Here is a 12,233-nt window from a genome sequence, read left to right as displayed (position 1 = left end):
TCCGCGAGGGGCCATTTGCGGTCATCCATAGCCGTCATCCGGCGCGCGGGTAGGCGACGGCGTGATCCGTTATTCTTCCGCGGCCTTGCTCTGCAACTGGATATAGTTCTGGATGCCCATGCGGTCGATCATCTCGAACTGGGTTTCCAGCGTGTCGATATGCTCTTCCTCGCTTTCAAGGATGGATTGCAGCAGGTCGCGCGACACATAGTCGCGGATCGATTCGCAATAGGCGATGCCGTCCTTGAGCGGGGGCAGCGCCTCATATTCCAGTTCGAGGTCGGATTTCAGAACCTCCTCCACGGACTCGCCGATCTTGAGACGGCCCAGAAGCTGGAAATTGGGCAGGCCGTCGAGGAACAGGATGCGCTCCGCCACCCTGTCGGCGTGCTTCATCTCGTCGATCGATTCTTCATATTCGAACTTGGCGAGCTTCTTGATGCCCCAATGATCGAGCATACGGTAATGAAGGAAATATTGATTGATCGCGGTCAGCTCGTTCTTGAGGACCTCGTTCAAATAATCGATGACTTTGGGATCGCCCTTCATGGGGGGAATGCTCCGGTTGTTAGGAAAGTGCCGGGCATTATAAGGGGAAAGGGACGGCTTGTTAAGCCGAAAACCCTCGGAAATCCGCCATTTCTTGTGACGCTATTGCTTCAGCTTCGCGATTGGGGGAACCGTTTTTATGCACCTGCTTCGCAATGCTTTTATGCGGTGGCGCGTTCCGCCGCGATGATGGTGCGGGCGAAGGATACGCACTGGCCGCACTTGGGACGGCGGCCGAAGCGGGCATAGGCGCTGCACGGCGTATCCGCACCGTCGCGCACGGCTTCCTTCAAATCCTTTTCCCGGATGGCATTACAGACGCAAACGACCATATTCCGCTCTCCTGACGAATCAGATAGCGCAGATGATAATAGGTCGCAATAGGCATTTCAGTTGTTCCTGCGAATCTTTTGCAGATGCCCCCGCGCAAGGCTGCGCCAGAGCCATTCCAGCGGACCGGATGCGAATCGCTTCAGCCACAGCGGCGACCAGAGCAGCATGACGGCCCATCCCCCCAGCACGAACAGCGGCAGGACGGCGGGGCGGACCTGCCCGAAAAGGCCAAGGCCCCAACCGTAGAAGATCGCCGTCATGACAAGGCTCGTGCCCAGATAATTGCTGAACGCCAGACGCCCGGCGGCGGCGATGGCGGCGGTTATGGCGCTCTGCGGCCGTCCGGAGAGAAGCCGCAGGATCAGCGCCGCCCATCCGACCGTCAGCGGAATGCGGAAGGGGAAGGACCAGACCATCATGCTGCCGAGCGAAGGAAGCACTGCGAATCGGCTGAATATCACCCAGAGCGCCAGCGCGGCCATCGGCGGCAGGCCGATCAGGAAGCAATGGCGCGCCGTCCGCCAATATTGCTCCGCGCTCCAGCGGCCGGTCAGGAAGCCGCCCTTGAGCATCGCCATGCCCAGCAGCATGAAGCCCAATGTTTCGAGCGCGGTGAAGAGAAACGACCATATCCACTCGCCCGGATAGCCCGCCAGATGATGGCGGACGATGGCGGCGAAGCCGCTGCGGTAGGTGGCGATTTCGGCCTGCGTCGCGCTGCTGTGCGGATCGGAATAGGGCGCGATGAACTGGGCGAAGCCGGCGCGGACGTCGGCGGCGGCTCCCGGCGCGGCGGCGGCGTGGGACCAGGCATAAAGGCTGGCGAGGAAGGCGGCGCAGAGCAGGAAATGGAGCAGGAAGAAAAGGAACGCCCATTTGACCAACGACAACGGTTCCCGGCGGACGAACAACAGTGCGGCCGACCCGGCAAGCGCATAGGTCATCAATATGTCGCCCCACCAGAGCAGCAGGTAATGGGCGAGGCCGAAGGCGAAGAGCCAGCCCGCGCGGACGATCTGGGCGCGCCGGCCATCGCGTCCGGCCATTTCCTCCCGGTCGATCAGCAGCAGCATGGACGCGCCGAACAGCAGCGCGAACAGGCCGCGCATCTTGCCGTCGAAGAAGAGGAAGCCGACGGCCCAGAACAGGACGTCTCCGGCCGACGCCGGACCCGACACCGCCGGATTGAAATAAGCGGGCTGCGGCAAGGCGAAGGCCGTGACGTTCATCCAGAGGATGCCCATGACGCCGCAGCCGCGCAGCACGTCCATCGTCAGGATGCGGGAGGAAGGGGCGGTCATCGGCAGGTCCTTGTAAAGAGGCTGGCAAAGGGGGCAAGGCTCTGCCATGCGACTAGCCATGAACAGAGGCCGCAAGCAACGGATAAGCGATGCCTTCGGCGCGGCGGCGGCGCGCTACGACGATCATGCCGGGCCGCAGCGGAGGGCGGCGGCGCTGGTCGCCGATCTGGCGCAGCGGCAGAAGCCCGCGGGCGTGGCGCGTATTCTGGAGATAGGCTGCGGCACCGGATTCCTGACGCGCGACATCCAGGCGCGCTGGCCCGGCGCGGAACTGGTGGCGACGGACCTGTCGCCGGAGATGCTGGCGCGCGCGTCGGCGGGCGGGCTGGTCGCGGGGACGTTCCTGACCATGGACGGAGAGCTTCCGGCGTTCGAGGGGGAATGGTTCGACCTGATCCTCTCCAGCCTCGCCTTCCAATGGTTCGACGATCTGGCGGGGGCGGTAGAGCGGCTGGCCGGACTGTTGCGGCCGGGAGGGAGCCTGATCTTCTCCACCATGGGCCGGCGCAGCTTTGCCAGATGGCGCGCGGCGCACGCAGCGTGCGGGCTGGCGGCGGGCGTGCCGGATTATCCCGATCTGGAGGATTTGCGCGCGATTCTGGCGGGTTTCGACGACGCTTTCGCCTTTGACGAGGATTATGCGCTGGCCTGCGGCGGGGCGAAGGGCCTGATCGCGCATCTCAAGGGAATCGGCGCCGTGGTGCCGAGCGAGGGCCGCAAACCGTTAAGCCCCCGCGATCTGCGGCGGATGATGGCGGCTTTCGAAGCGCAGGGCGGGGATGACGGCTATCAGGTTCTGTTCGGCCGCGTGACGCGGTCCCTTAATCCTCGCCCCTGAGGGGAGAGGGTTGCGCCCTCCCCCTCAATCCCGCTTCAATATATCCAGCGCCAGCACGGTCATCGCCTCGCTGGCGCTGGCGACAACCTTGTCGGCTTCCGGCGCCCAGAAAGGGCTGTGGAGCGAAGGAAGCGAAAGCTGGCCCGCCGCCGCCTTCGCCATCTGGTCCGCGGGCACGCCGCCCACCCAGAAGATGAAGCTGGCGATGCTCTTGTCCGCGCGGTAATAGCGGCCGAAATCCTCGCCCCCCATCACCGCCGGGGTCTTCACCACCTGCCCTTGCGGGAAATGGCCGCGCAGCACGGCCGCCATCTTCTCGGCGAATTCGGGCGGGTTGTAGGTGGAGGGCGTAAATTCATCCTGCACCGACACCGCCGGCATCCGATCGTCGGGAATGCCCGCCGCGATCGCTTCGCCGCGCGCGATCCGCTCGATCCCCTTGATGAGCTTCGCCCGCGTCTCGTCGGAATAGCTGCGGACGGTCAGTTGCAGTTTCGCCTCGTCGGGAATGATATTGTGCTTGGTCCCGGCCTGAAAGCTGCCGACCGTGACGACGGCGGGGTCCTGCGGGTCCTGCTCGCGGCTCACCAGCGTTTGCAGCGTGGTGACGATGCGCGCGCCCAGCACGATGGGGTCCTTCGTCGCCTGCGGATAGGCGCCGTGGCCGCCCACGCCCTTCACCACGATGTCGACGCTGTCCACATTGGCGAGCGCATAGCCGGGCGTATAGCCGATCTTGCCCGCCTCCAGATTGGCGGCGTCGTGGAAGGCGATGGCATGGGTCGGGCGCGGGAAGCGGTTGTAGAGGCCGTCCTCCAGCATCGCCCGCGCGCCCTTGCCGGTTTCCTCGGCGGGCTGGAGGATCATGACCAGCGTGCCCTTCCATTGGTCCTTGCGGGCGGAAAGGAGCTTCGCCGTTTCGATAAAGGCGGTCATGTGCGTGTCATGGCCGCAGGCGTGCATGACCCCTGTGTCCACCCCCTCCGCCGTCTTGGCGCGCACTTTGGAAGCGAAGGCAAGCCCGGTCTGCTCCGTGACGGGCAGGCCGTCCATGTCCGCGCGGATCAGCAGCACGGGGCCGGAGCCGTTCTTCATCACCGCGACGACGCCCGTTCCGCCCACCTTCTCGGTGACGTCGAACTTCATCGCCCTGAGCCGTCTGGCAAGTTTGCCGGCGGTGTTGACTTCCTGCCCCGACAGTTCGGGATTGGCATGGAGGTCGCGATAAAGCGCCATGAGGCCGTCCATGTCGCCCACAATGGCCGCGCCGATCTCGCTCTGCCGGGGCGCGGGGGCGGAGGCAGGCGGAGCCGCTGTCTGGGCGCCGGCGATGGAAGGCAGGCTCACCGCGGCCAGAACGGCCGCCAGCACATGACGCATGAATGAAACTCCATTGCTGAGGCGGACAGCATAGGAGGAAGGCGGAGGGATGGGAAAGAGGGTTTATTGTATTTGCGGAAACGGTTTCGGCCATTGTCAGCCATTCAACATCCGTCATCCCGGCGCCCCGAGGGCGGCGTAAGCCGACGCTGGGATCTCCCTTGAGCTTGGCCGTGCCCTAAGAAGGGAGATCCGCTTCCCACCCACGAACCGCCATTCATCGCGTGTCGACGAAGGCGTTCAAGCCGCCAGCCGCAGGAACGGCACCGGCTGGGTCGAGCGCAGGACGATGGGATGACCTTCCGACGCTTCGAACAGCTCGCCGTCCAGGATGACGCTGCTGTGGTCCCCTTCGATGCGGATGGTGTCGCCCTGCTCCAGATGGATGCCCTGCATCTTCGTCTTGCCCATGCGGCGGAACAGGCTGGCCCAGCCCAGGCGGAGCAATGCCGGGAAGCTCTGGTCCACGGCCATCAGCTTCATGTTGCCGCGCTGGCTTTCGCCGGGGCGCGTGCCCAGCAGCAGCCTTTCCAGCGTGGTGACGATCAGCACGGAAAAGCGCCCCGCCAGCTCGCCGTCGCGGATCAGCGAGATGCGGACCGGGCGGCTCGACGGCGGCAGGAAACGCGCGCGGATGCCGAACAGCAGGGAAAACAGCACCGCAATGGCCGTCAGCCCATGGCTGATCCCGTTGGAAAGGCCCAGCGGATAGATCTGGTTGCGGCAATAGAGGATCGAATCCGCGAGGCCCGCGCCGCCCAGGAACATCCCCAGCACCGGCCGCGTTTCGGCCCGCCCGTCCGACAGCGCGATCAGCTCGCGCGCGACGACATGGTCGCTGACGTCCGATTTGGCGATCTTCACGATCTTTTCCAACGCCTTGATGGGATCGCCATGGATGCCCAGGTCCAGCGCTATCAGGTTGGTCTTGCCATTGGGGAGCACGGCGATGGGCGGCACGCGGCCCTGGAAATGCTCCCCCTGGTAGAGTTCCGTCAACGCCGCCTGCACCGTGCCGTCGCCGCCGTTAATGACGATGACGGCCGGATCGACGCGGGCGAAGGTCTGGAGTGCGCGGCCGATCTGGTCGACATGCTCCACTTCATAATGGAAGATGTCGGGATTGCTAGCGCAATAGCTCCGCACGCGCGGCAGGGTTTCCCGGTTGCCCGTGGATTTGGGATTGGACAGGAGCGCAACGCGGACCATGATTATATCGTCACATATATTTGAGGTTGATCGTGATCCGGGTCACGCCCGGTCCGACATGGAATGCCACCTTGTCGACCGAAGGCTTGCCCAGGTTGAAGATGCTGATGCCGGGATTGTTGGAAAAGCCGCCGCCATCGCGGGAAATGTCGGTCTTTCCGTTCCCGTCGCGGTCGTGCCGGACGGCGATGCCATATTTGCCCGGCTCCGGCACCGGCATACAGAAACGCATGGCGCCGTTGTTGGGCCTTGCCGCCGTCTCGATGCGGTTGAGCCAGGCGCCCTTGGCCAGCCAGGCGCCTCGCGTGGCGGGATAGGACTGAAGCCGCACGCTGCCCGTCGAGGCAGCGAAACCGCGCACGTCCACCAGCACCGCCGGCCCCTTGGCCGATGCGGCGCACAGATCCATGTCGTTGCCGATCTCGCGATGCTGGGCCAGAGCCGGGGAGGCGGCGAACAAGGCCCCCATCGACATCAGGCCCGCAACAACTTTCAACATGACCATTGCACTCCTGGAAGCTATAGCCGCCCGAACGGATCGGACGGCGGCCCCTGTTCGCCCCGCTTTTTCCGTGGAATCGGATATGGTCCGGCTTTGCGGCCAAAACATGGTGATGGGACGACGACATATTGAAATGCTGACCGCCATCGATCGATATCTCGCCCGCCTGATCGCCTTGCCCATGCTGGGCACGCTGGTGATCGCCGCCATGCTGCTGGTGCTGGACAAGATGCTGAGCCTGTTCGACTTCGTCGCGGCCGAGGGCGGACCGGTCAGCGTCGTCTGGCGGATGCTGGCCAATATGCTGCCCGAATATCTCTCGCTCGGCATTCCGATCGGGCTGATGCTGGGCATATTGCTCGCCTTCCGCAAACTGGCGCAGACGTCGGAGCTGGACGTGATGCGGGCGGTGGGCCTGTCCTATGGGCGGCTCTTGCGGGTGCCCTATATATTCGCGATCGCCATGGCGCTCCTCAATCTGGGCATTGTCGGTTTCGTTCAGCCGCTGTCCCGCCATGCCTATGAAGCGCTGCGTTTCGAACTGCGATCGGGCGCGCTGGGTGCGTCGATCAAGGTCGGCGAGTTCACCAGCCTGGGCAAGCGCATGACCATGCGGATCGAGCGCAGCCTGGACGAGGGGCGCAATCTTCAGGGCATTTTCGTGCGCGCGGAAGGCCGGAACGGCCAGTCGCTTGCCGTCACGGCGGCGCAAGGCAGCTTTCTGGCGACGGACGATCCGGACACCATCATCTTCCGTTTGCGCGACGGCGTGCTGGTGAACAACGCGCCCAAATACAAGACGCCCCGCATCCTCTCCTTCTCCAGCCACGACCTGCCCATCGACCTGCCGCAGATAGAAAGTTTCCGGGGCCGCGACGTGGACCGGGAAAAGACGCTGCCCGAGCTCGTCACCATTGCGCGCGACCCCGCCACGCCGCAAAAGTTGCGGGACGAGGTGCGCGCCAATTTCCATTTCCGCATGGTGGAGGTGGTGATGATGATGCTGCTGCCGCTGGCAGCGCTGGCCTTCGCCATCCCGCCCAAGCGCTCCACGTCGGCGCTCGGCGTGTTCCTCTCCATCGTGTTCATCGTGACTTATCACAAGATCAATCAATATGGCGAAAGCGTCGGCGCGCTGGGCCGCGTCGATCCGATCATCGCGCTATGGGGGCCGTTCGCGCTGACGGCGGGCCTGATCTTCTGGATGTATCATGTCGTCGCCCATCGCCCCGGCGGCCAGCCGATCGGTGCGCTGGAATATGCCTTCGCCAAGATCGGCAAGCAGGTGAGCCGCATCCTGCCGCTGGGCAACCGGCGCAACGGCAGTTCGACGCAAGAACCGCAGGGAGCGGCGTGATGTTCGATTTCTTCCCGTCGCGCCAGATCAGCTTCTACATGGCGCGGCTGTTCTTCACCCGGACCTTCGCCGTGCTGGCGATGCTGGTGGTGGTGCTCCAGATGCTCGACCTGCTGGGAGAATCGGGCGACATCCTGGCTTATGCAGGCAATGGCGACGCGCAATTATGGCATTATGTCGGCCTGCGCGCGCCGCAGATCATTGCCCGTTTTCTGCCTTTTTCCGTGCTGCTGGGCACGCTCATCATGCTGGCGACGCTCAACCAGAACAGCGAGATCATCTCGATGAAGGCGGCGGGGCTGTCCGCGCATCAGATATTGGCGCCGCTCATCGCTTCGGCGCTGGGCGTGGCCCTCATCAGCTATGCCTTCAACGAGCGGGTCGTGGCGCGCTCGACAGCCGCGCTCAGCGCCTGGCAGGCGGTCGATTACGGCCCGATCCCGCAGGATAGCGGGGTCAAGGTCAATCCCTGGGTGCTGGACGGCAACAATCTCGTCAACGCCACCATCGTTGCGGGCCGGGGCACGGCGACGCAGTTGCGGAAAGTCCATATCTACAATCGCGTCAACAACAGCCTGACAACCATCGTGCGCGCGCCCAGAGGCCATTATGACGCCCGCGCCCGGGATTGGGTGCTGGAAGACGCACAGCAGTTCGACGTGACGCGCGGCACGGTGCGGGATCTGGGCACGGTCCATTTCGGCCGCGACATCCGTCCGGAGCAGTTCACCCTGGCGAAGGTCGATCCCGACGCGCTGACCTTTGGCGAATTGCGCTCCGCCATCGCCGATCTGCATGACGCCGGACGGCCGACGTCCGAACTGGCGGGGAGCCTGTGGCACAAGCTGTCGGGGCCGCTCTCCGCGATCCTGATGCCCATCCTGGGTTCCGTCGCGGCGTTCGGGCTGGCGCGGTCGGGCCAGCTTTTCGTGCGAGCCGTGCTGGGCATGGCTCTGGGCTTCGCCTATTTCGTGGCGGATAATTTCTCGCTCGCCATGGGCAGTCTGGGCGCCTATCCGCCGTTTCTGGCGGCATGGGCGCCGTTCCTGCTGTTCCTGCTGGTGGGCGAAACGGTGCTGTTCCGGACGGAAGAGTAGGACCGGGGGTCGCTGGCATGACGGAAGGGGGACTAATAGCAACAGAAGGGGGTTAATAGCAGACGTCGCGCTGGCCCTCCCTCCCGCAGGCGGGAGGGGAGCGAGGTTGCCCCCTCCTCCACGCGAATCCTTCAGGAACGGGTGAGGCCCCGCGGGCACATGCCCCACCCCCTCAACCGGATGGGATCAATCCAGCGCGCGGATTCCCCGCACCGCCCGGTCCTCCCCCAAACGGATCGTCAGGTCTGCGCGATCCGGCATTTCGGTCAGGATATGCCGCGTCAGCCGCTCATAATGCTGGATGAAGCGCGCGATCTGGGCATCGGTCATCACGCCGGCGCCGTTCGCGCCCACGCGCGCGCGCAATGCCTCTTCCTGCTGCGTCCGCCAGCGCCGCACCACCTCGAAACCCGGCGCGGCCAGCAGCACCAGCCGGTCGAGCCGCGCGAACAGCCGCTGATACGCCCCGCCAAGCGCCGCGTTCGCGAAGCCCCGCCACACGCCGTCCGCATCGTCCGCACGCTCCAGCGCGTTGACAGGTTCCGTCAGCGCCGCCTCCGCCTGCGGCCGCGCGCCGACGCACCATCCTTCCAGGATCAGCAGCCGCGTCCCCGCCGCCGCCCGGCTCCAATCGGCTTCGTCCGCGCGATCGTCCGCCGCCTTGTCGAAGCGCGGCAGGGCCGCCGCCTCGCCCCGCTCCAGCGCGGCGATCGCCTCCAGGCCCAGCGCAACATCATGCGTGCCCGGCACGCCCCGCGTCCGCAGCAGCGGATGGACCGTCCGCGCCAACTCCGCCCGCTCGGCCCGGCGCAGGTAGAGATCGTCGATGGACAGCACCGCGCTCGCCGCGCCGCTCCGTTCCATCCGTTCCTTGAGCGCCGCCGCCAGCGTCGACTTGCCGCTCCCCTGCGCGCCGCAGAGGCCCAGCACGAACAGCCCGCCGGGCGCACCCGCCAGATCGCGCGCCAGCATCTCCGCCACGGCGTCCAGCGCCGGACCGTCGGAAGGCGGCGTCATCGCTCCGCGATCAGCAGCTTGTCGATCTTGCGCCCGTCCATGTCGACGATCTCGAAACGCCAGCCCTGATCGTCGACATGATCGCCCACTTCGGGCAACCGCTTGAGCAGCCACAGGGCATGGCCCGCGACCGTCGCATAGTCCCGGTTCTCCGGCAGGTCGATGCCGATCCGATCCGCAAGCTGGTCCATCGGCATCTGTCCCGACACCAGCAGGCTGCCGTCCTCGCGCTCCACCAGGTCCGGCTCCTCGTCCGTGTCCCGGTCCGAAGCGAAATGCCCCGCAATGGCCGACAGCAGGTCGGCGGGCGTCACGATCCCTTCGAAATGGCCATATTCGTCATGCACCATGACCATCGGCACGTCGGCGCGGCGCAGCACTTCCAGCGCGTCCATCGCATCCACCTGATCCGGCACGACCTCCGCCTTGCGGATCAGCGCCTCCAGGTCCAGCGCCTCTCCCCGGAACAGCGCGGTCATGATGTCGCGCGCCTGCACGATGCCGACGATGTCCTCCACCGATCCGCGCCCCACCGGCAGGCGGGTATGCGGCGTTTCCAGCAGCCGGGCGCGAATCGTCGCCTCGTCCGCGCCGATGTCGATCCAGTCGACGTCCATGCGCTGCGTCATCACCTCCCGCACCGGCCGGTCGGCCAGCCGCACCACGCCGGAGATGATCGCGCGCTCGCTTTCCTCGATCACCCCGGACCGGCTGGCTTCGGCGACGATCAGGTGCAGTTCCTCCGCCGTCACATGATCCTCGGACTCGCGGGTCATGCCCAGCAGGCGGAAGATCAGCGCGCTCGACCCGTCCAGCACCCACACGACCGGCGCGGTCAGCCGCGCCAGCCACATCATCGGCTTGGCGACCACCACCGCGATGGCTTCGGGCCGGCGCAGCGCGAACTGCTTGGGCACCAGCTCCCCGACGATCAGCGAGGCATAGGTGGTGAGGCCGATCACCAGCGCAAAGCCCAGATTCGCCGCCAGATGGGGCGACAGCCCCAGCAGCCGCAGCCGCTCGCCCACCGGCCCGCCCAGGCTCGCCCCGGAATAGGCGCCCGCGACGATGCCGATCAGGGTGATGCCGATCTGCACGGTGGACAGGAACTTGCCCGGATCGCTCGCCAGCGTCAGCGCCGACCGCGCCCCGCGCCGTCCCGCCTTCTCCATCGCCTGAAGCCGCGGCTTGCGCGACGACACGATGGCCAGTTCCGACATGGCGAACACGCCGTTCAGCGCCACCAGCGCGAGGATGATGACAAGATCGACCCAGGGAAAGGGCGACAGCGAATGAGGGGAAAGCATGGCCATGGCGGTCGATATCCCCCTATAACGAATATTCTTTCATTTCCACAACAGTCCCATCAGTGTCGGTTCAGTTCGATAGTGGAACAAGTTCCGCTTTCGACGATTTCACACCTGTCGTCTCCAGGGACGCATAAAGACAAGGGATCAGGACCGATGAAGCTTTCCTACCGCATCATGAGCGCCGCGGGCCTTGCCGCCATGCTGGCGACCGCCGCCTGCACCACCGACCCGGAAACCGGCAACCGCCAGATTTCGAAGGCCGCGATCGGCGGCGTCGGCGGCGCGCTGGGCGGCTATCTGCTGGGCGATCTGGTCGGCGGGCGGCATGACCGCACGGAAAAGATCCTGGGCGCGGGGATCGGCGCCGTCGCCGGTGCGGGGATCGGCGCCTATATGGATGCGCAGGAACGCAAGCTGCGCGAGCAGACCGCGGGCACGGGCGTGGACGTGATCCGCGACGGCGACAATCTGCTGCTGCGGATGCCCTCGGGCATCACCTTCGGCTTCGACAGCGCCGCCGTGCAGCCGCAGTTCCAGCCGACGCTGAACGATGTGGCGTCCGTGCTGGCGCAATATCCCAAGACCTATATCGACGTATACGGCCACACCGATAGCGACGGCAGCGACAGCTATAATCAGGGCCTGTCCGAACGGCGCGCCCGGTCGGTCGCCGACTATCTCACATCCCACGGCGTCCAGTCCGCCCGCATCGCGACGCGCGGCTTCGGCGAGACGCAGCCCATCGCGTCGAACACGACCGAGGAAGGCAAGGCGTCCAACCGCCGCGTGGAAATCAAGGTCGCGCCCGTCACCGAAGCCGACGTGCGGTCCTGAACCTTTCGCGAGAAGGCAGGCTCCTTTCCGGGCGGAATGGAGCCTGCCTTCGTTTTTAGAGAGCGGTTATGGGGTGGAAAGCGGATGGTGCGCAGGCCCTCTTTCTGCATCCCTCTTCTTGGTGCACGACCCGGCCGCAGCAAGACCGCGGGTTTGTCAATATGCATTCCCTAACCTCTCTTATTCACGACGCTCGGTTTCGGGTCCGCTCTGGGCATTTGCTGCGGCTGGCTGTATTGCGCGGACGACCGGCATCGCTGGCGTTTGTTTCACCGCATTCGGATTGATGGGCTTTTCGGGTTGAAGGGCTGGGCTCGGAGTTCTGCGGCGCTGCCGCATGGGCTACGTCGGCGCAGGCTTCAGCCGGAGAACGAGGGCGCGGAACAGGTCGGCATCCGGACAGGCGGAAGCGAAGGCAATGCGGATGCGGCTAGCACTTTCTACGACGCGCGCAGCGACCTTGAGCAGCCGCAGGCGCAAGGTGGTAAACTCCGCGCTTGCCAGAG

Annotated in this window: 13 protein-coding genes; 4 read left to right on the top strand and 9 right to left on the bottom strand. The window is 65.4% G+C overall.

What is annotated here, in order from left to right; genetic code table 11:
- Positions 1-69: 69 nt before the first annotated feature.
- The 3 genes from bfr to IQ35_RS06340 form a co-directional block, all read right to left on the bottom strand.
- Positions 70-549 carry a bacterioferritin gene (bfr, locus tag IQ35_RS06350; RefSeq protein WP_021245652.1) on the bottom strand — a complete coding sequence of 160 codons (480 nt, stop codon included), beginning with the start codon at positions 547-549 and terminating at the stop codon, positions 70-72.
- 161 nt (positions 550-710) lie between these two features.
- Positions 711-881: a (2Fe-2S)-binding protein gene (locus tag IQ35_RS06345; RefSeq protein WP_021245653.1), complete on the bottom strand. Its 171-nt coding sequence runs from the start codon at positions 879-881 to the stop codon at positions 711-713.
- Positions 882-938: 57 nt separating this feature from the next.
- Positions 939-2,183, bottom strand: coding sequence for a DUF418 domain-containing protein (locus IQ35_RS06340; protein ID WP_021245654.1), 1,245 nt, complete (start codon positions 2,181-2,183; stop codon positions 939-941).
- Between the two features lie 58 nt (positions 2,184-2,241).
- Between IQ35_RS06340 and IQ35_RS06335 the strand changes: the two genes are divergently transcribed.
- Positions 2,242-3,021: a methyltransferase domain-containing protein gene (locus tag IQ35_RS06335; protein WP_021245655.1), complete on the top strand. Its 780-nt coding sequence runs from the start codon at positions 2,242-2,244 to the stop codon at positions 3,019-3,021.
- A gap of 24 nt (positions 3,022-3,045) precedes the next feature.
- Here IQ35_RS06335 and IQ35_RS06330 read toward each other — a convergent pair whose 3' ends face one another.
- The 3 genes from IQ35_RS06330 to IQ35_RS06320 all read right to left on the bottom strand — a co-directional run bounded on the left by IQ35_RS06330 (position 3,046) and on the right by IQ35_RS06320 (position 6,115).
- Positions 3,046-4,401, bottom strand: coding sequence for an amidohydrolase (locus IQ35_RS06330; protein WP_145072307.1), 1,356 nt, complete (start codon positions 4,399-4,401; stop codon positions 3,046-3,048).
- A 240-nt stretch (positions 4,402-4,641) separates the two neighbouring features.
- Positions 4,642-5,610: a diacylglycerol/lipid kinase family protein gene (locus IQ35_RS06325; RefSeq protein WP_021245657.1), complete on the bottom strand. Its 969-nt coding sequence runs from the start codon at positions 5,608-5,610 to the stop codon at positions 4,642-4,644.
- Between the two features lie 10 nt (positions 5,611-5,620).
- Entirely contained in the window at positions 5,621-6,115 is a 495-nt protein-coding gene (locus tag IQ35_RS06320) for a DUF2141 domain-containing protein (RefSeq protein WP_145072306.1), read from the bottom strand.
- Between the two features lie 130 nt (positions 6,116-6,245).
- Here IQ35_RS06320 and lptF point away from each other — a divergent pair, with 130 nt between their 5' ends.
- Both lptF and lptG read left to right on the top strand, forming a co-directional pair.
- The gene (gene lptF, locus IQ35_RS06315; RefSeq protein ID WP_145072533.1) at positions 6,246-7,469 is read left to right on the top strand and encodes an LPS export ABC transporter permease LptF; all 1,224 of its coding nucleotides are present in this window, start codon (positions 6,246-6,248) and stop codon (positions 7,467-7,469) included.
- Positions 7,466-8,566, top strand: coding sequence for an LPS export ABC transporter permease LptG (lptG, locus tag IQ35_RS06310; protein ID WP_081659749.1), 1,101 nt, complete (start codon positions 7,466-7,468; stop codon positions 8,564-8,566). Before lptF ends, lptG begins: the two co-directional genes overlap by 4 nt.
- Before the next feature lie 186 nt (positions 8,567-8,752).
- Here lptG and IQ35_RS06305 read toward each other — a convergent pair whose 3' ends face one another.
- On the bottom strand, positions 8,753-9,583 hold the full coding sequence (locus IQ35_RS06305; protein WP_021245661.1) for a hypothetical protein: 831 nt from the start codon (positions 9,581-9,583) through the stop codon (positions 8,753-8,755).
- A complete protein-coding gene (locus IQ35_RS06300) occupies positions 9,580-10,896 on the bottom strand; it encodes a hemolysin family protein (RefSeq protein ID WP_021245662.1) in 1,317 nt (438 codons plus the stop codon). Before IQ35_RS06300 ends, IQ35_RS06305 begins: the two co-directional genes overlap by 4 nt.
- Before the next feature lie 150 nt (positions 10,897-11,046).
- Between IQ35_RS06300 and IQ35_RS06295 the strand changes: the two genes are divergently transcribed.
- Entirely contained in the window at positions 11,047-11,727 is a 681-nt protein-coding gene (locus IQ35_RS06295) for a YiaD family glycine zipper/OmpA-like lipoprotein (protein WP_021245663.1), read from the top strand.
- A 342-nt stretch (positions 11,728-12,069) separates the two neighbouring features.
- Here the strand turns inward: IQ35_RS06295 and IQ35_RS06285 are convergent.
- A partial coding sequence (locus tag IQ35_RS06285) for a transposase (RefSeq protein ID WP_199739923.1) occupies positions 12,070-12,233 on the bottom strand: 164 nt, incomplete at its 5' end.

This window comes from Sphingobium wenxiniae, from assembly GCF_007830065.1.
In the GTDB taxonomy this organism is placed as follows: Bacteria; Pseudomonadota; Alphaproteobacteria; order Sphingomonadales; family Sphingomonadaceae; genus Sphingobium; species Sphingobium wenxiniae.
The sequence above is the reverse complement of the archived record's forward strand: the minus strand, read 5'-3'. Positions and strand labels throughout refer to the sequence as shown.